Genomic DNA, 18,426 nt, shown 5'->3' on the forward strand with positions numbered 1-18,426 from the left:
AGACCGGACGGCCCGCGCCGCGATACCGCCGCACATGAAGCGCGTCACGGCCGGCGCGCGTCCCGACCATCGCGTCCGTTCCAACTTCCACGGGCGCCGACCATGCTCAGCCGACGTCATCTCCTATGCTGCGGCGCCGCCGCGGCGGCGGGTCTCTTCAGCGCGCTCGCGGCCGATGCGGCCGGTCCGTTGCGCAATCCCTGCGGCCATGCCTCTCTGCCGATTCCGGGCGTCGATCCGCAGTGGCTTGAACGGATCTGGGACGGCCTCGACCTCCAGCAGCTCTGGGACGTCCACGCCCATCTGATCGGCACCGGCGATTCGGGTTCGGGCTGCTGGATCGCGCCGTCGCTGTCGCAGTGGTGGCATCCGGTCGAGTTCGCCCGCAAGCACGCGATCCTCAACGGCGCCTGCGTCGATCCGCGCGCCGTCGCCGCGGGCGATATCGACCGCGCGTACGTCCGCCGCCTCACCGCGCTGGCCGATGCGTTCCCGGTCGGCGCACGCTGGCTGCTCTTTGCGTTCGACGAAGCCGTGGACGCCGCCGGCCACCGACGGCCCGACTGGACGACCTTCCACGTTCCCGATGCGTATGCCCGCGCCGTCGCGGCCGCACGACCCGACCGCTTCGGTTGGGTCGCCAGCATCCATCCGAACCGCGAAGACGCGCTGACACGGCTGGACCGTGCGATCGCCGGCGGCGCGCTGGCGATCAAATGGCTGCCGAGCAGCATGGCCATCGATCTGCGCGACGCCCGGCTGCGGCCGTTCTACGACCGTCTCGCCGCGGCACGCCTTCCGCTCATCGTCCATTGCGGGGAGGAGCACGCCGTCCCCGGCGCGGACCGCCAGGACCTCGGCAATCCGCTGCTGCTGCGCGAACCGCTGCGCCACGGCGTGCGCGTGATCGCGGCGCACTGCGCCTCGCTGGGTCACGCGATGGACCTGGACCTCCCGCGCCCCCGCTCCGTGCCCGCCTTCGAACTCTTCGCCCGCCTGATGGACGAACCGGCCTGGCAGGGCCTGCTGCTGGGCGACGTCTCCGCGATGTTCCAGTTCAACCGCCGGCCCGAGGTCTGGCGGACCGTGCTGCGTCGCCAGGACTGGCACGACCGGCTGCTGCACGGCTCCGACTACCCGCTGCCGGGCGTGCTGCCCCTGGTCCGGCTGCCCCAACTCGTCCGGGCGGGTGTGCTGGACGAGGCCCACGTCGCTCCTTTGGGGGCATTGCGCGACCACCACCCCCGATGTTTGATCTCACCCTCAAGCGGCTCGCCCGGTGGCAGGGAGACGCACTGGCCGCCCCGGTCTTCGCGACCGCCCGGCACTTCCCTGTGCAGGCGGCGTGAAGGACACCCCGGAACCCCGGGGCCTACCCAGGCGACCGGGGCCCGACCGAGCGGTAGCACCGATCGATACCGGGACAGGCGGCGGGTGATACTCGCCGCAAATCTGCAGGGGGACCGGACCGCTCGCGACGACAGTCGCGCCATCGCCACCGGAAACCACTCAAAGGGGCGATGACCCCGGCAAACACACCGGTCCTGACCGACCGGCCCACAGGAGGAAACGTAGACATGAGCACCCCGCACATCCGCATCCAGCGCGACACGCAAGCCTGGCGCTACCAGGTGTGGATCTCCTTCGGCATCAGCGTCGCGCTCTGCGCGATCGGTCTGGCCTGGCTGCCCGGCGCCGACCTGGACCGCGCCTTCATGGTCATGGGCTACGTGTTCTGCCTGTCCGCCGCCTTCGCGTTGTCCAAGTACATCCGCGACAACCAGGGCGCCCGCACCGACACGCCGATGTGGGGCCTGGTCGTCTGGAGCGGCTTCGCGCTGGCGATGTCGCTCACCGGCTGGGGCCTGTGGCGCATGGAGGTCCAGCCGGTCTGGAAGGCCTACCTGCTGGTCTGCTGGCTCTACCTGATCTCCAACGTCTTCACCCTCGCCAAGATGCTGCGCGATGCGCACGAGGCCGACCTGGCCGAGGCGCGCCAGCAAGGCCGCCGCGAGGCCCAGCGCGAAGCCGTGCCGGCCGCCGCTCAATGAGCGCCGCCGCCGACCTCGCACCGTCACCCTCTTCGACTGTCCCGACCGCAAGGAGTCTTCCCATGCGTCCCCGTTCGTCCCTCATCACCCTGTTGACTGCCGCCGCCCTCGCCTTCGGGGCGACCGGCGCGGCCCGCGCCCACGGCGGTCCCAGCGACGCCAGCGTCGCGTTGTCCGCCGTCCCGGTCGCCATCTCCGTCGTCGCGCCCTCCGCGGTGCTGGCCGGCGGCGCGGCCTTCGTCGTCGTCGCGGTCGAGAGCACCGCCCGCGGCACCGTCTGGGTCCTGGAGCGCGCCTCCGACGGCGTGCGCATCAGCGTCGAGTTCTCCGGCAAGGTGGTGGTCGGCGCCGCGACCTCCGTCGGCACGGCCGTCGTCGTCACGGCGATCAGCACGGGCTATGTGATCTCCGCCGCGGCCGAGGCCATCGCCTTCATCCCGAACGAGATCGGCGCCTCGCTGCTCTACAACGAGCGCGTCACCAACAAGGACCGCGTCACGCGATGAGCGGCGGCCCTGCCATGAAGGCGGTCCTGGCGGCTGCCGCGCTGGCGGCGACCCTCGCGACGGCACCGGCCCACGCGGGCCGGCCCTGCGAGGACAAGGAGCCCACGCTCGACCAGATCCGGCGCGGCATGGACCTGGCGCAGGCGACCGCCGCCGCGCTGGACCGCAGCGGCGCGGACGTGGTGCTGCTGGCGCGCGCGGGCCAGAACCTCAGCGAGTACGGGCTGCGCTGGTCGCATGTGGGCTTCGTCTATCGCGACACGATGGGCAGCGGCGCCGATGCCAAACCGGTCTGGCGCGTGATGCACAAGCTCAACCAGTGCGGCACGGCGCTGGCCGACCTGTACCGGCAAGGGCTGGGCGAATTCTTCATGGACAGCCCGTTCCGCTACGAGGCGGCGTACTCGGTGCTCAAGCCCGAACTGCAGCAGGCGCTGCTGCCCTTGCTGCGCGAGAACGCCCGCGTCGCCGCGCTGCACACGCCGGCCTACAACATGGTCGCGTACCCGTGGTCCCGCGAGTATCAGCAGAGCAACCAGTGGGCGCTGGAGACCCTGGCGGCGGCCGCGGCGCCGCGCGAGGTCTTCAACCGCGCGCAGGCGCAGGACTGGCTCAAGCGCCAGGGCTACGAGCCGTCGGACCTGCGCCTGTCGACCGCGAAGCGCCTGGGCGCGCGCATCGGCATGGCCAACGTGGCCTTCGACGATCATCCGTCCGCGAAGCGCTTCTCCGGCCACATCGAGACCACCACCGCCGACACCATCTTCAGCTGGCTGACCCGCAGCGGCTACGGCCAGGCGCCGCAGAACGTCAAGGCCGCGCCCTGACGACCGCGCGCCAGGTCACTGATCGATCTCCTCCCCCGACTTCCATAGCGAGCCCTCCCATGAGCGACTCTTCCCACACCAGCCAGTTCGCATTGCTGAGCCAGCGCCGCTTCGCGCCGTTCTTCTGGACGCAGTTCCTTGGCGCGGGCAACGACAACCTGTTCAAGTTCGCCTTCACCGTGCTGGTGACCTACCAGCTCAACGTGAGCTGGCTGCCGGCGGCGCAGGCCGGGCTGGCGATCGGCGCGCTGTTCATCCTGCCGTTCGTGCTGTTCTCGGCCACCAGCGGCCAGCTCGCCGACAAGTACGACAAGGCGCGGCTGATGCGCCTCGTGAAATCGCTCGAGATCGTCATCATGGCGCTGGCCGCCTACGGCTTCTACGCCGTCAACGTGCCGGTGCTGCTGGGCTGCGTGTTCCTGATGGGGCTGCACTCGACGCTGTTCGGGCCGGTCAAGTACGCCTACCTGCCGCAGCATCTGAACGATCACGAGATCACCGGCGGCAACGGCATGGTGGAGATGGGCACCTTCGTCTCCATCCTGCTGGGCAACCTGGCGGGCGGCCTGCTGGTCGCGACGCCGATCGTCGGGCCGCAGCACGTCGCGATCGCCTGCGTGGTGGTGGCGCTGCTCGGTCGCGCGACGGCGCAGGCGATTCCCGCCAGTCCGTCGACGGATCCGAACCTCGTCATCAACTGGAACCCGGTCAGCGAGACCTGGCGCAACCTGAAGCTCGCGCACGGCCAGCTGGCGGTGTTCCGCTCGCTGCTGGGCATCTCGTGGATGTGGTTCTTCGGCGCGGTGTTCCTGGCCAACTTCCCGTCGTTCGCGAAGGAAGTGCTGCACGGCAACGAGCAGGTGGCATCGCTGCTGCTGATGGTGTTCTCGGTCGGCATCGGCGTCGGCTCGCTGCTGTGCGAGGTGCTGTCGCGCCGACAGGTCGAGATCGGCCTGGTGCCGCTGGGCGCGATCGGGATGAGCGTCTTCGCGATCGACCTGTACTTCGCGTCGCGCGGGCTGCCGCCGTCGGCGCCGATGAGCGTGGGTACCTTCCTCGCGAACCATGCGCACTGGCGCGTGCTGGCCGACCTGGGCCTGCTGGCGCTCTTCGCCGGCCTGTACAGCGTGCCGATGTACGCGCTGATCCAGATGCGTGCCCAGCCGTCGCACCGCGCGCGGATCATCGCGGCCAACAACATCCTCAACGCGCTGTTCATGATCGCCAGCTCGATCCTGGCCGGTGCGCTGCTGGGCGCCGGGCTGTCGATCCCGCAGCTGTTCCTGGTGGTCGGCATCGCCAACGCGCTGGTCGCGTTCTACATCTTCCTGGTGGTGCCGGAATACCTGCTGCGCTTCTTCGCCTTCGTGCTGTCGCGCGTCATCTACCGCTTCCGCGTCAGCGGCGATCAGCACATCCCGACGCAAGGCGCGGCGGTGCTGGTGTGCAACCACGTGAGCTTCGTCGACGCGGTCCTGCTGATGGCGGCGAGTCCGCGGCCGATCCGCTTCCTGATGGATCACCGCATCTTCCGGGTGCCGGTGCTCGGCTGGCTGTTCAAGCTGGCCAAGGCGATCCCGATCGCGCCGCAGAAGGAAGACGCCGCGACCTACGACGCCGCGTTCGCCGCCGCGCAGGCGGTGCTCGACGACGGCGAGCTGGTGGGGATCTTCCCCGAGGGCGGCCTGACGCGCGACGGCTCGCTGCAGACGTTCAGGGGCGGCGTGATGAAGCTGCTGGAGGGGCGCCCCGACATGCCGGTGGTGCCGATGGCGCTGCAGAACCTGTGGGGCTCGTTCTTCTCGCGCGTCGAGCAGGGACAGGCGATGGTGCGGCCGTTCCGGCGCGGGCTGTTCAGCCGCGTGGGGCTGGTGGCGTCGGCGCCGATCGCGGCGAAGGATGTGACGCCGGAGTTGCTGCGGGAACGGGTGGCGGCGCTGCTGGGCCCGGAAAGCGCTGTGGTGGCTCAGACAGCGAAGGCGTGAGCTGACATGAGGCTTGTGGCATCACAGCGTTGGAAGCTATGGCTCTGCGCAGCGAGCGTAGCGGCGGTTGGTGCTTGCTACCTCATCCCAGATGCTCTTGCCACTCTGCTCGGTACGAGTCCAGCCATGCTCAAGCTCGCGGCGTCGCTTACTGGGCTTTTCGTGCTCGTCGGGGCCTGTCTGGCTATCCGGTGCCCCTCCTGCGGCTTGAGCCTTGTCTGGCATGGGATCTCGAAGATGTCGAGCAACGACTGGCTCGCTTGGCTGCTTGACGTTCGAACCTGCCCCCGCTGCGGGCACGAAGCACCGGATCGCCAATGAGGAAAGGCCGCCGTTCCGAGGGAACAGCGGCCTTTGAAGATGCCAACGGGCGGCGACATGTTGTCAACACGCTTACCGAACGCTTGATCCGCAAGAGGGCCTTCTGCTCTTGAGCCTCACAAGGCTCTTCGAGGCGAAATCAACGGCAGCTCGCCGACGCCATCTTGAAATCGCTGTTCTTCGAGCGCTTGTAGACCACTTCGCAGCTGGAGTAGCCGTCGAGCGAGCGCGCCAGCTCCACGCGAGTGCGGAAATAGCTGCAGACGGCGAAACCGCCGGTCATGCCTTGCAGGTTCCAGCTCTGCGTGCGAGTCGCGCCGCCCTTGCCGTCCTTGCGCTCTTCCTCCTTGTCGTAGATCTCGCCGTTGGGCGAGCCGACTGGTCCGGCGTTCAAGGCGAAACCGGAGAGTTGGTGTTGCGTACGCTCGGAGCCTGCGGTGGTGGCTTCCCAGCCGGCGGGAACGGTGGTGAGCGACTGATTCGTGAGGGGCAGTTGCGCCGGGCAACTGAAGGGCTCCGGCGCAGCGGCCGCCTCCAATCCGAAGCCGGCAGACAGCATCGCGAGGGTGATGAAACGGACGGGCGACAAGGCGATGCGCATGATGGAGAGGCAGTCTAGGAGGCCTGAGCGCCGAAGCCACTGACCATGGTCATCCCGCTCAATATCACGCGCTACGCGCGCCTCGCCGCATCAGCCGCCTGATCCGCAACTTGATCGCCCTCGCCGAGCGCCACACCGCGCTCGCGCGCACCCAGACCAGCAGGCCTTCCTTCCACACGGTCCAGCGCCCGTAGAGTCGCGCGAACCAGGGCAGGCTCATCAGCGCGGGCTGCGTCAACGCGAAGATGCGCGCCACCACTGCCGTGCCGACGACCTTGGCGAGGACGATGACGGCGAGCCCCAGACCCGGCCGGCCGATGCCCATGAGCCAGAGCGCCAGCAGCTTGATCGGCAGCAGCAGCAGGCCCGGCAGGAAGAAGACGACGAGCGCCACATACGGCGGAAGCCGTCTCACGACGGCTTCCAGCTGGCGCAGCACCGGCAGGCGGCCGATGGCGCCCATCACGCGCTGCAGCGGCTCCCAGCCCCATTCCTCGAAGAGGATGATGATGGCCAGGACGACGCGGATCAGCCAGCGGAACGGCGCGACGAGCAACTTCAGCATCACGCCATCTTTGCACGCCCGAACTTAGGACCTTCTGAAGTCCCCGGTCGCAAAACCGTGGAAGGACGGCGTTGATGGGGGACGGCGATGCGTGGGGTTTTGGCGCTTGCCGCCAAGGCCCCATGCATCGGCGGCCAACGCCCCATCCTCAGCAGGTAGGCGCCTTCAGCAGGCAGGCGGTCTCACACCCCGCGCGCCCGATCCGCCGCGAACCGCTGCCGGAACCCTTCGAAGTCGCCGGCATCCAGCGACTCGCGGACTTCCTTCATCAGGTTCAGGTAGTAGTGCAGGTTGTGCACGCTCGTCAGCATCGGGCCCAGCATCTCACCGCAGCGGTCGAGGTGATGCAGGTAGGCGCGGCTGAAGTTCTGGCAGCAGTAGCAGCTGCAGGTCTCGTCCACTGGCTTCTCATCGGACTTGTAGCGCGCGTTGCGCAGCCGCAGGTCGCCGAAGCGGGTGAACATGTGGCCGTTGCGCGCGTTGCGCGTCGGCATGACGCAGTCGAACATGTCGACGCCCTGGCGCACGCCTTCGACCAGGTCCTCCGGCGTGCCCACGCCCATCAGGTAGCGCGGCTTGTCCGCCGGCAGCTGATGCGCGATGTGATCGAGGATGCGGAGCATGTCCGCCTTCGGCTCGCCCACCGACAGCCCGCCGATCGCGTAACCCGGCAGGTCCAGGTCCTTGAGCCCGGCCAGCGACACGTCGCGCAGGTTCTCGAACATTCCGCCCTGCACGATGCCGAACAGCGCGTTCGGGTTCTCCAGCTTCGTGAACTCGTCCTGGCAGCGCTTGGCCCAGCGCAGGCTCATCTCCATCGACAGCCGCGCTTCCTTCTCGGTCGTCAGCTGGCCCTTGGATTCATACGGCGTGCATTCGTCGAATTGCATGACGATGTCGCTGTTGAGCACCGTCTGGATCTGCATCGAGATCTCGGGCGTCAGGAACAGCTTGTCGCCGTTCACCGGCGACGCGAACTTGACGCCTTCCTCGCTGATCTTGCGCATCTCGCCCAGCGACCAGACTTGGAAGCCGCCTGAGTCCGTCAGGATCGGCTTGTTCCAGCTCTCGAAGCGGTGCAGCCCGCCGAACTGCTTCATGATGTCCAGGCCCGGCCGCATCCAGAGGTGGAAGGTGTTGCCCAGGATGATCTGCGCGCCCATTTCCTCGAGCGACCTCGGCATTACCCCCTTGACGGTGCCGTAGGTGCCCACCGGCATGAAGATGGGCGTCTGCACGACGCCGTGGTTGAGCGTCATGACGCCGCGTCGCGCGCGGCCTTCGGTCTTGAGCAGTTCGAACTTCAGCATGGGCGCGATTATCGGGCCCCGCGTCCGATGGGGGTCGCGCCGAGGCGAGGCGTCATGGCCGCGGCGTAGACTCCTCTCGCAATCGGGAGCACAGACTCCCCGGAGAAGCATCTTGAGGTCCTGGATCGCCGCCCTTGTCGCGACGGCCGCCGGCACCATCGCGCCGGCGCCCGCGCTCGCCTGCGGGCCGTACACGGTCGGCCTCTACGAGTACAGCGGGCTCTACTATCGCGACGCCCAGGGTCATTGGACCGGCATCGACAAGGACGTCGTCGACGAAGTGGCCCGCCGCAGCGGCTGCAAGCTCTCGGCCATCACCGAATCGCGCGTGCGCATCTGGGCGCGGCTCGCCTCCGGCCAGATGGACATGACGGTCTCCGCGATGATGACGAAGGAGCGGGAGCTCCTCGTCGAGTTCATCCCGTACATCGAGTCGAAGCAGTTCGTCGTGATGCGCCCGGCGCTGGCAGCCGCTAGCGGAACGCCCGCGGCCTTCCTCGCCGACAAGCGGCGCCGCGTCATCGTCGTGCGCGGCTACGTCTTCACGCCGACGGTGGAATCGTGGCTCACGACCCTGCGCATCCAGGGCCGCGTCGACGAGGCGCCCGATCAGCCCACCGCGATCCGCATCTTCAAGGCCGGCCGCGGCGACGCCGTCGTGCTGGGCGCGCACAGCCTGGCCCTCGCGCGGCGCGCGGATCCGGTGTTCGCAGCCTTCACCGCGCTGTCCTTCGCGCCGAACGAGCGCAGCATCGGCGCGCTGGCGCTGTCCCGCGAACGCATTCCGCAGGCCGATCGCGACCTCATGCGGCATGCCGTCGACGAGATGCTGAAGGATGGGACCATCGAGGGCTTCAAGCACAAGCATCTCGGCGATCTGTCCCAGACCCCGTGAGGCAATCGCGTCGGACGACGCGGACGCGACAATCCCGCCCATGCCCCACAGCCTCGCCGCGCCGGTCCACGCCGAACTGATCATCAAGAAGAGCCGCTTCATCGGCTGCGTGGAATCGGTGCCCGATCGCGCCGCGGCACTGGCGCGCGTCGAGCAGCTGCGCGCCGAACACCCCGGCGCCGCCCATGTCTGCTGGGCGCTGATGGCCGGCGGGCAGTCCGCCGCCAACGACGACGGCGAGCCCGGCGGCACCGCCGGCCGCCCGATGCTGGAGGTGCTGCGCCACCAGGACCTGGAAGGCGTGCTGGCGACGGTGGTGCGCTACTTCGGCGGCGTGAAGCTGGGCGCGGGCGGGCTGGTGCGGGCCTACACCGACGCGGTCGCGCAGGCGCTGCTGAAGGCCGACAAGGTGCCGGTGATCCGGCTGCGGACGCTGCGCTGCACCCTGCCCTACGCGCAGGAAGGCCTGCTGAGGCGCGAGGCCGAGAAGGCCGGGGCGCAGTTGGTGGACGTGGCGCATGGGGCGCTCGTTGACGTGACGCTGCGATTGCCGGAGAGCGCCGCGGACGCCTTCGTCGCCCTGCTCAACGAGGCAGGCCAAGGGCGGATCGGCTGGCTGAAGACCGACGATTGAAAGCCACGTCCGCGGCGCCCCGCCGACGTGTCTCGCCCATCCGCGAAGCCTCGCCGGCCTCCGCAGCCTAGAATCGCCGGCTGTTTTCCCCACTACCGCGCGAGACTGCCCGTGGCCGCAACCATCCTCCAAAAGATTCCCGCCGGCGAGCGCGTCGGCATCGCCTTCTCGGGCGGCCTGGACACCAGCGCCGCGGTGCACTGGATGCGCGGCAAGGGCGCCGTCCCCTGCGCCTACACCGCCAACCTCGGCCAGCCCGACGAGAGCGACTACGACGAGATCCCCCCGCAAGGCCAAGGCCTACGGCGCCGAGATCGCCCGCCTGGTCGACTGCCGCGCGCTGCTGGTCGCCGAAGGCATCGCCGCCCTGCAGTGCGGCGCGTTCCACATCAAGAGCGGCGGCGCCACCTACTTCAACACGACCCCGCTGGGCCGCGCCGTGACCGGCACCGCCCTGGTCGTGGCCATGCGCGACGACGGCGTCAACATCTGGGGCGACGGCTCGACGTTCAAGGGCAACGACATCGAGCGCTTCTACCGCTACGGCCTGCTGGCCAACCCGGCGCTGAAGATCTACAAGCCCTGGCTGGACCAGACCTTCATCGACGAGCTCGGCGGCCGCAAGGAGATGAGCGAGTACCTCATCGCCAACGGCTTCGACTACAAGATGAGCGTGGAGAAGGCCTACTCGACCGACTCCAACATGCTGGGCGCCACCCACGAGGCCAAGGACCTGGAGTTCCTGAACCAGGGCATGAACATCGTCAACCCGATCATGGGCGTGGCCTTCTGGAAGGAAGACGTCGTCATCAAGCCGGAGACCGTGTCGGTGCGCTTCGAGGAAGGCGTGCCCGTCGCGATCAACGGCCGGACCTTCCCGGACCTGGTCGAGCTGTTCCTGGAAGCCAACCGCGTCGGCGGCCGCCACGGCCTGGGCATGTGCGACCAGATCGAGAACCGCATCATCGAGGCCAAGTCCCGCGGCATCTACGAAGCCCCCGGCATGGCGCTGCTGCACATCGCCTACGAGCGCCTGGTCACCGGCATCCACAACGAGGACACGATCGAGCAGTACCGCATGAACGGCATGAAGCTCGGCCGTCTGCTGTACCAGGGCCGCTGGTTCGACCCGCAATGCCTGATGCTCCGCGAGACCGCCCAGCGCTGGGTCGCCCGCGCGATCACCGGCGAAGTGACGCTGGAGCTGCGCCGCGGCAACGACTACACGATCCTCGACACCGTCAGCCCCAACCTGACCTACGCGCCGGAGCGCCTGTCGATGGAGAAGGTCGAGGACGCCGCCTTCACGCCGGCCGACCGCATCGGCCAGCTGACGATGCGCAACCTGGACATCGCCGACACCCGCGAGAAGCTCGGCGTCTACAGCCGCAGCGGCCTGCTGGGCAAGAACTCGGAAGGCTCGATCCCGCTGCTGACCGGCGGGGGCGAATAAGCACCGAGTCGGCACCGAGCCGGAAAGCAAAAAGCCGCTGATCGCTCAGCGGCTTTTTTCATTCGCGGGGCCGACGCCCCGATCCCGGCGATCAGCCGCGGCGGCGGCGCACCAGGAAGCCCAGCGCGCCCAGGCCCGCCAGCATCAGCGCGTAGGTGTGCGGTTCCGGGACGGCCGGGGCAACCGCGGCGTTGACGTTGGAGCTCAGGAACTCCGCGCGCAGGCCGGTGAAGTTGTAGGTCTGGTCGACCGTGTCGGTCACGACGAACTGCAGCGTGTTCACGCCCGCGAGGAAGCCGCTCGAGGCCGCGAACGAGGTCCAGTCCGCGTAGCCGCGCTGGCCGGAGATCGTCGAGATCGCCACGCCGTTGAGCAGCAGCACGCCGTTGTTGTCCGCCGCCCAGTGGCCGCTGAACGAGGCGCTGCTGGCGTCGAAGCCGGTCAGGTCGAAGTTCAGCGTCCAGGTGAACGTCGAATTGCCCGTCGGGCTGTAGTTGGTGTTCTGGTCGGCACCCGGGATCAGCCACGACGAGGTCGCCGTGTTGGGCAGCCAGCTCGGGAACGGATCCGCGCTGCCGTTGCTGACGACGCCGAAACCGGACAGGCCGGCCGCATTGCCGGTGGCCGTGTACTTGTAGTTGGTGTCGGTGCTGCCGGTCGACTGTCCGGCGCCGGTGTTCACCAGGCCGCCGATGGAGGCGGCGGCGGCCAGGCCGCTGAACAGCGCGGCGGCGGCGGCGATCGAAGTACGTGCGAACAGCGTCATGGTGAATCCCGAGCAGAGGTAGATCTTGTAGGCTCGATTGTCCCTAAACATAGGGATTCCCAAACACGCCCAACCCCCCGTGGGCACGGGGGACACCACAGTCCGAAGGAGGGGGTCGGGTGTTGCCTCCCCGGTCATATCGCGCCAGAACGGCGCGGAACTGCGCTGTGTGGGCGCATCGCGCCCACTTTCGGCTCACGCCGCACCGTCGCCGGGCGGGGCGGAAACGGACGGCGGCACGGCCCCGGAAACCACGAGCGGCTCGATCCTCGGCAGGTGACCGAGCTTGTCGGGATTGCGCTGGACATAGATCGCGCTGACCCGGCCCGGTTGCGGCGCGGGTCGCAGCGCGACGGTCTGGATCGGTTCGCCGGCGACGTCGTAGACGATGTAGCCCGGCAGACCGTTGACCCGCGCCGGGCGGACGCGCCAGTCGCGGGCGGTCGGCATCTTCACGAAACCCACGAAGGTCCTCGCCACCAGGGCGCCGCCTTCGAGCATGCGCGGCACCGCCGAGACCTTGCCGCCGCCGTCCGCCAGCAGGATCGCGTCGTCGGTCAGCACCTTGGCCAGGCCCTCGACGTCGAAGGACTGCAAGGCCCCCATGAAGGCCTGGAACAGGCGCTGGCGCTCCTCATCCTCGACCTCGTGGCGCGCGTAGTCGGCCTTGACGTGCTGCCGCGCGCGGCTCGCCAGCTGGCGGCAGGCTGCGGCGCTGCGGCCCAGCCGGCGCGCGATCTCGTCGAAGTCCAGCTCGAACACCTCGTGCAGCAGGAAGGCGGCGCGCTCCAGCGGGAGAGCCGCTCCAGCGTCAGCATGAATGCCACCGACACGTCCTGCGCGAACTCGGCCTGCGCCTCGGGGCTCGGCGACCAGTCGCCGGCCTCGTCGACCAGCGGCTCGGGCAGCCAGACGCCGACGTACTGCTCGCGCCGCATCGCCGCCGACTGCAGCCGGTCCAGGCAGAGGTTGGTCACCAGCCGCGACAGGAAGGCGCCGGCGTGGCGCACGGTCGACTCGTCGACATCGGCCCAGCGCAGCCACGCTTCCTGGACGATGTCCTCGGCCTCGGCGCGCGATCCCAGCATCCGGTAGGCCAGCGCCCGCAGCGATCGGGCGTGATCGCGGTCGTAGCGCAGCGCGCGCGCGGCGGGCGAAGGGTCGAGCGCCGGGCCGTTGGCGGCGGGAGCGTCGGGAGCAGGGTCGGGAACGTGATCGGTCATGGCGCGTCGTCCGGAGTCGTCTTGCTCACAAGACGACGCAGCCTACTCCGATGTGACACGACCGGTGAGCGCAGCCGCCCCTCGTCGGCCGACGGAGGGCGGGCCCGGGAACGGGACCCGCGTCGATCAGCGCCCGGCGCGCTCCAGCAGCATGGCGTCGCCGTAGCTGAAGAAGCGGTAGCGCTGCGCGATCGCATGGCGGTAGAGCGCCATGATGGGCTCGTAGCCGGCGAAGGCCGACACCAGCATCATCAGCGTGCTCTTGGGCAGGTGGAAGTTGGTCACCAGCCGGTCGACGACCTGGAAGTCGAAGCCCGGCGTGATGAAGATGTCGGTCTCCCGCGCGCCGGCCTTCAGCCCGCCGCCGAGCGCCGCCGACTCCAGCGCGCGCAGCGTCGTGGTGCCGACGGCAGTCACCTTGCCGCCCGCGGCGCGGCAGCGCGCGATCGCGTCGACGGTGTCGGACGTGACCTGGAACCACTCGCTGTGCATCTTGTGCTCGGCCAGCGATTCGACGCGCACCGGCTGGAAGGTGCCGGCGCCGACATGCAGCGTCACGTGCGCCGTGCCGACGCCGCGTTCTGCCAGCCGCGCCAGCAGGGCTTCGTCGAAATGCAGCGCGGCGGTTGGCGCGGCCACGGCGCCGGGCTCGCGCGCGAACACGGTCTGGTAGCGCCGCACATCGTCCGCCGAGTCGCCGTGCTCGATGTAGGGCGGCAGCGGCACATGGCCGTGCTGCTCGAGCAACTCGAACGGGTCGCCGGACAGGCGCAGGTGGAAGAGACCGTCGTCCGGTCCGCAACGGCCGAGGACCTCGGCGTCGAAAGCGTCGGCGAAGCGCACCACGGCGCCCGCCTTCGGGCTCTTGCTGGCGCGCATGTGGGCCCAGACCTCGCGGGTGCCGGGCAGCACGCGCTCGACCAGCGCCTCGACCGCGCCGCCGCTGGCCTTGGCGCCGTACAGGCGGGCCTTGATGACCTTGGTGTCGTTGAACACCAGCAGGTCGCCGGGATTCAGCAGATCGGGCAGTTCGCGGAACACGCGGTCGACGGGCGGATCGGACCGGCCGTCGAGCAGACGCGAGGCGCTGCGTTCCGCGGCGGGGTGTTGGGCGATGAGGTCGGGAGGCAGAGCGAAATCGAAATCGCTCACCGAGAAGGTTCGGGACATGGGAACGATTTTCCCACTACTGCCAGCGCGCCCCCTGCTGCAGCAGCATCGCCAGCCGCCCGCTGCCCTGCAGATCGCCGATGCCGCGGCTCAGCGCGGCGGCGAAGCGCTCGCCTTCGGGCCGGATCTTCGAGAACACCGTGAACAGCGGGATCTCCGACACCGAGGGCTCCAGCCACACCAGCTTGCCGGCGGCCTCGCGCAGGTGCGTCTCCAGCAGATGGGCGCCGACGCCCTTGTCGATCAGCGCCAGATCGACGCGACCGGCCAGCAGCTTGCGCAGGTTGGCGAGGTCGTCGACGGCGCTCTCGATGGGCAGGTTCGCGGCGTCGAAACGGGGCGGATTCGCGTAGCCGTTGACGACGCCGATGCGCACCTCGCGCAGCGCGGCGAGGTCGTCGACGCGAAGCCTGTGATCCGCGCGCGCCATGAAGCCGACCTGGTTGAGGATGCCCAGCGCTTGCGGGAAGCGCATCGTGCGCTCGCGCTCCGCCGAGCGCCACGCGCCGATGACGCCGTCATGTTCGCCGCGCTGGAATTCGAGCAGCGCCCGCGCCCAGGGGCGGAAGGTGAGCGTCATCGACCGGCCCGACTGACGCAGGGCCGCGCGGGTGACTTCGCAGGCGATGCCGCCGCCCGGCAAGGTGCTGCCGGTGTAGGGCGGGAATTCGGTGGCGACCATCCGCACCGGCGCATCCTCCGCCTGCGCCGGCAGCGCCGGCATGGCGGTGGCGGCGAGCCAGAGCAGGCTCTTGCGGCGGGTGGTCATGGGCGGACGGGGTGAGTTGGATCGATGAGGGCGGACGGCCGGCAGGCGCGTCTGGGCCAGCCTAGCAGCCGTGAGTGGCGAGCGACTCCCCTCCGACCCGGGTGCGAACGCCAGAACGGCGGGCCTAACGGGCAATCGGTCACGGCCACGCGCGAAATGCATCGGTATCGGGCCGGCCGTTCGATGTGCCCATCCGCCGTCGTCCGCCCTCCCTGGTCACGTCCGGGACAGGGCGGCGTCCGAGGCAGAATCCTGCCCATATGTCCGAGGCCAGCACCGCTCCATCGTCGTCGCCGCCGCCCGCGAAACCGGGTCGCGCGGGAGCGGGCGGAGAGGCCGCGCCGTCCAAGTCCGCGCCGCAGAAGGCGATGGAAAAGATGGGCCTGACGCGCGACATCGACCTCGCGCTGCACCTGCCGCTGCGCTACGAGGACGAGACCACGCTGACGCCGCTGGACCGCGCCCGCGATGGCGACACGCTCCAGTGCGAAGGCGAGGTCATCGAGAGCCGCATCGAGATCCGCGGCCGCCGGCAACTGCTGGTCAAGCTGCGCGACGACGACGGCGCACTGCTGACGCTGCGCTTCCTCCACTTCTATCCCGCGCATCAGAAGACGATGGCGGTCGGCACCCGCGTGCGGGTGCGCGGCGAGATCCGCGTGGGCTTCTTCGGTCGCGAGATGGTCCATCCGAGCTTCCGCAAGGTCGACGTGGACACGCCGCTGTCGACCTCGCTGACGCCGGTCTACCCGACCAGCGCCCAGCTGCCGCAGGCCTACCTGCGCAAGGCCGTCGCGTCCGCGCTGCGCAGAGCGCCGCTCGACGAGGTCCTGCCGCTGGCGCTCGTCCCCAAGGGGCTGCCCGCGCTGCGCGACGCGCTCAACTTCCTGCACCACCCGCCGCCGTCGGCCGGCCTGTCGACGCTGGAGGACCACACCCATCCGGCCTGGCAGCGGCTCAAGTTCGAAGAGCTGCTCGCACAGCAGCTCAGCCAGCAGCGGGCCCAGCGCGAGCGGGCCCATCTGCGCGCACCGCCGTTGCGGGGCAGGCCCGGCGGCCTGCATGAACGGCTGCTCGCCGCCCTGCCCTTCGCGCTGACCGGCGCGCAGCACCGTGTCGCCGAGGAGGTCGCCGCCGACCTGGCCCGCCCGCAACCGATGCATCGCCTGCTGCAGGGCGACGTCGGGTCGGGCAAGACCGTGGTGGCGGCGCTCGCGGCCGCCGTGGCGATCGACGCCGGCTGGCAATGCGCGCTGATGGCGCCCACCGAGATCCTGGCCGAGCAGCACTTCCGCAAGCTCATTGGCTGGCTGGAGCCGCTGGGCATCCGCGTCGCCTGGATCACCGGCAGCATCAAGGGCAAGGCGCGGCAGAAGATGCTCGACGCGGCCGCCTCGGGCGAGGCCACGCTGATCGTCGGCACGCACGCGGTGATCGAGGACAAGGTGCGCTTCCACCGGCTGGGGCTGGCGATCATCGACGAGCAGCACCGCTTCGGCGTCGCGCAGCGGCTGGCGCTGCGCAAGAAGCTCGCGGACGAGGCCACCGGCGCCGCGGGCGCGGGCGCCTCGGGCTCAAGCCCGCTCGAGCCGCACCTGCTGATGATGAGCGCCACGCCGATCCCGCGCACGCTGGCGATGACCTACTTCGCCGACCTGGACGTGTCGACGATCGACGAACTGCCGCCGGGACGCAGCCCGATCGTCACGCGCGTCTTCGCGGACAGCAGACGCGACGACGTCATCGAGAAGATCGCCGCGGCCGTCGAGGACGGGCGGCAGGTCTACTGGGTCTGCCCGCTGATCGAGGAGTCGGAAGCGCTCGATCTCAAGAACGCCACCGAGACGCATGCCGAGCTCGGGGCCGCGCTGCCGGGGAAGATGGTCGGACTGCTGCACGGCCGCATGCCGTCGGCGGAGAAGGCCGCGGTGATGTCGCTGTTCAGCGGCGGGCAGATGCAGATCCTCGTCGCGACGACCGTCATCGAGGTCGGCGTCGACGTGCCCAACGCCAGCGTGATGGTCATCGAACACGCGGAGCGCTTCGGCCTGTCGCAGCTGCACCAGCTGCGCGGCCGCGTGGGGCGGGGATCGGTCGCCAGCGTGTGCGTCCTGATCTACACCGGGCCGCTCTCGGACACCGGCAAGTCGCGCCTGCGCGCGATGGCCGAGACCACGGACGGCTTCGAGATCGCGCGACGCGACCTCGACATCCGCGGACCGGGGGAATTCATGGGCGCGCGCCAGAGCGGCGCGCAGTTGCTGCGCTTCGCCGATCTCCAGGAAGACGCGCCGCTGCTGAGCGCGGCGCGGGCGCTGGCGCCCCGGCTGCTCGACGAGCAGCCGCGCGCCGCGCAGCTGCAGGTCGAGCGGTGGCTCGGTCACAAGACCGAGTACCTCAAGGCCTGATCGCTCAAGGCCTGATCGCTCAGGGCCTGATCGCTCAGGGCCGGATCACTTCAGCTGGATGGCCCAGTACAGCAGGACTTCGGTCGCCGGGGTCTCGGCGCCGCTGTAGAGCTGCGGCTCGGCGTTGATCTTGTCGACCGTGGCCTGGCCCGAGATCACGCGGCCGAAGGCGGCGTAGCCCGGGTCGGCGGCGGTCTTGTAGTCCAGCGTCGCGCTGTTGTCGACGGAGTTGAAGAAGAACTGGCTGGTCGCCGAGTCGGCCACCGAGGTGCGCGCCATCGCGATCGTGTACTTCACGTTGGACACGCCGACGTTGGTCTCCAGCTTGATCGCACCGCCCAGGTCGGTGCCGGGGGTCTTGGCCACGTAACCCGTGATGAAGCCGCCGCCCTGCGCGACGAAGCCCGGCACGACGCGATGGAAGATCGTGTTGTCGTAGTACTTCGCGTTGACGTACTTCAGGAAGTTGGCGGTCGTGATCGGCGTGCGGGCGTCGAGCTCGACGACCATCTCGCCGTCGCTGGTCAGCATGCACACGACGCGCGCGGCCGTGCTCGCGTTCGACGCGGCGATGCCGGCGGCGCTGCAGGACGTGGTCGGCGCGACCGGCACCGGGTTCGGCTTCGGCGTCTGCACCGGATTGCCGCTGTCATTGTCGCTGCCGCCGCCGCAGGCGGCCAGCATCAACGCGCCGCCCAGCGCGGCGGACAGTGCCAGCAGACGGGGCTTGGAGGAGATCGGGGAGAGGAGGGTGATCGACTTCATGTGGGCTCGCGATGGGAGCTTGTGGCTCCCGCTTTCTGGCAAAGAAGGGCGAAGTATCGTGGGCGCGCTGACACAAGTCATGGGGCCCGGTGCGGGCGCCGCACGAAATGAGGCGGTGCTTTCCCTAACGCCGCGTTTACAGAGTGTCGGACCTCACTCTGGCGGTTCTGGAGTGCC

The 18,426-nt window shown here is 69.5% G+C and carries 16 protein-coding genes and 3 pseudogenes; 9 read left to right on the forward strand and 10 right to left on the reverse strand.

Translation table 11 applies throughout. From position 1 onward, the window contains the following. Window positions 1–102 precede the first annotated feature (102 nt). The 5 genes from ACFJIX_RS07090 to ACFJIX_RS07110 all read left to right on the forward strand — a co-directional run bounded on the left by ACFJIX_RS07090 (window position 103) and on the right by ACFJIX_RS07110 (window position 5,369). Complete coding sequence (locus ACFJIX_RS07090; RefSeq protein ID WP_377158724.1) at window positions 103–1,524, forward strand: amidohydrolase family protein; 1,422 nt, start codon at window positions 103–105, stop codon at window positions 1,522–1,524. A 53-nt stretch (window positions 1,525–1,577) separates the two neighbouring features. After that, on the forward strand, window positions 1,578–2,051 hold the full coding sequence (locus ACFJIX_RS07095) for a YiaA/YiaB family inner membrane protein (RefSeq protein WP_377158725.1): 474 nt from the start codon (window positions 1,578–1,580) through the stop codon (window positions 2,049–2,051). Window positions 2,052–2,113: 62 nt separating this feature from the next. Beyond that, window positions 2,114–2,557, forward strand: coding sequence for a hypothetical protein (locus tag ACFJIX_RS07100; RefSeq protein WP_377158727.1), 444 nt, complete (start codon window positions 2,114–2,116; stop codon window positions 2,555–2,557). Then, window positions 2,554–3,384 (forward strand): DUF2145 domain-containing protein, encoded by an 831-nt coding sequence (locus ACFJIX_RS07105; RefSeq protein WP_377158729.1) that lies wholly within the window; start codon window positions 2,554–2,556, stop codon window positions 3,382–3,384. Before ACFJIX_RS07100 ends, ACFJIX_RS07105 begins: the two co-directional genes overlap by 4 nt. A 59-nt stretch (window positions 3,385–3,443) precedes the next feature. Then, window positions 3,444–5,369: an MFS transporter gene (locus ACFJIX_RS07110; RefSeq protein ID WP_377158730.1), complete on the forward strand. Its 1,926-nt coding sequence runs from the start codon at window positions 3,444–3,446 to the stop codon at window positions 5,367–5,369. A 460-nt stretch (window positions 5,370–5,829) separates the two neighbouring features. Here ACFJIX_RS07110 and ACFJIX_RS07115 read toward each other — a convergent pair whose 3' ends face one another. From ACFJIX_RS07115 to tgt, 3 genes are all read right to left on the reverse strand, one after another. Further along, window positions 5,830–6,291 (reverse strand): STY0301 family protein, encoded by a 462-nt coding sequence (locus ACFJIX_RS07115; protein WP_377158731.1) that lies wholly within the window; start codon window positions 6,289–6,291, stop codon window positions 5,830–5,832. A gap of 64 nt (window positions 6,292–6,355) precedes the next feature. Further along, window positions 6,356–6,856, reverse strand: a complete 501-nt coding sequence (locus tag ACFJIX_RS07120) for a hypothetical protein (protein WP_377158733.1) — start codon at window positions 6,854–6,856, stop codon at window positions 6,356–6,358. 182 nt (window positions 6,857–7,038) lie between these two features. Next, window positions 7,039–8,166: a tRNA guanosine(34) transglycosylase Tgt gene (gene tgt, locus ACFJIX_RS07125; RefSeq protein ID WP_377158735.1), complete on the reverse strand. Its 1,128-nt coding sequence runs from the start codon at window positions 8,164–8,166 to the stop codon at window positions 7,039–7,041. A gap of 112 nt (window positions 8,167–8,278) precedes the next feature. On the opposite strand from tgt, the gene ACFJIX_RS07130 reads away from it, so the two are divergent. From ACFJIX_RS07130 to argG, 3 genes and pseudogenes are all read left to right on the forward strand, one after another. After that, on the forward strand, window positions 8,279–9,061 hold the full coding sequence (locus tag ACFJIX_RS07130) for a substrate-binding periplasmic protein (RefSeq protein WP_377158737.1): 783 nt from the start codon (window positions 8,279–8,281) through the stop codon (window positions 9,059–9,061). 40 nt (window positions 9,062–9,101) lie between these two features. Then, complete coding sequence (locus ACFJIX_RS07135; protein ID WP_377158738.1) at window positions 9,102–9,695, forward strand: IMPACT family protein; 594 nt, start codon at window positions 9,102–9,104, stop codon at window positions 9,693–9,695. Between the two features lie 111 nt (window positions 9,696–9,806). Next, window positions 9,807–11,148: pseudogene (gene argG / locus ACFJIX_RS07140) on the forward strand (argininosuccinate synthase). 91 nt (window positions 11,149–11,239) lie between these two features. Here the strand turns inward: argG and ACFJIX_RS07145 are convergent. The 6 genes and pseudogenes from ACFJIX_RS07145 to ACFJIX_RS07170 form a co-directional block, all read right to left on the reverse strand. Continuing rightward, window positions 11,240–11,914 carry a PEP-CTERM sorting domain-containing protein gene (locus ACFJIX_RS07145; protein ID WP_377158740.1) on the reverse strand — a complete coding sequence of 225 codons (675 nt, stop codon included), beginning with the start codon at window positions 11,912–11,914 and terminating at the stop codon, window positions 11,240–11,242. Window positions 11,915–12,109: 195 nt separating this feature from the next. Beyond that, window positions 12,110–12,520, reverse strand: a complete 411-nt coding sequence (locus ACFJIX_RS07150; RefSeq protein ID WP_377162143.1) for a hypothetical protein — start codon at window positions 12,518–12,520, stop codon at window positions 12,110–12,112. Between the two features lie 123 nt (window positions 12,521–12,643). Beyond that, window positions 12,644–12,958, reverse strand: a pseudogene (locus ACFJIX_RS07155) (hypothetical protein); the annotation flags it as partial. Further along, window positions 12,916–13,137: pseudogene (locus ACFJIX_RS07160) on the reverse strand (sigma factor); the annotation flags it as partial. The pseudogenes ACFJIX_RS07155 and ACFJIX_RS07160, both read right to left, overlap by 43 nt. Window positions 13,138–13,263: 126 nt before the next feature. Further along, complete coding sequence (gene queA, locus ACFJIX_RS07165; protein ID WP_377158742.1) at window positions 13,264–14,307, reverse strand: tRNA preQ1(34) S-adenosylmethionine ribosyltransferase-isomerase QueA; 1,044 nt, start codon at window positions 14,305–14,307, stop codon at window positions 13,264–13,266. A 16-nt stretch (window positions 14,308–14,323) separates the two neighbouring features. Continuing rightward, on the reverse strand, window positions 14,324–15,076 hold the full coding sequence (locus ACFJIX_RS07170) for a substrate-binding periplasmic protein (RefSeq protein ID WP_377158743.1): 753 nt from the start codon (window positions 15,074–15,076) through the stop codon (window positions 14,324–14,326). Window positions 15,077–15,336: 260 nt separating this feature from the next. On the opposite strand from ACFJIX_RS07170, the gene recG reads away from it, so the two are divergent. Next, window positions 15,337–17,484 carry an ATP-dependent DNA helicase RecG gene (recG, locus tag ACFJIX_RS07175; RefSeq protein WP_377158745.1) on the forward strand — a complete coding sequence of 716 codons (2,148 nt, stop codon included), beginning with the start codon at window positions 15,337–15,339 and terminating at the stop codon, window positions 17,482–17,484. 45 nt (window positions 17,485–17,529) lie between these two features. Here recG and ACFJIX_RS07180 read toward each other — a convergent pair whose 3' ends face one another. Next, window positions 17,530–18,249, reverse strand: a complete 720-nt coding sequence (locus ACFJIX_RS07180; protein WP_377158747.1) for a peptidylprolyl isomerase — start codon at window positions 18,247–18,249, stop codon at window positions 17,530–17,532. Window positions 18,250–18,426 lie beyond the last annotated feature (177 nt).

The sequence above is a fragment of the Roseateles sp. UC29_93 genome, from assembly GCF_042695725.1.
Lineage (GTDB): Bacteria > Pseudomonadota > Gammaproteobacteria > Burkholderiales > Burkholderiaceae_C > Roseateles > Roseateles noduli_A.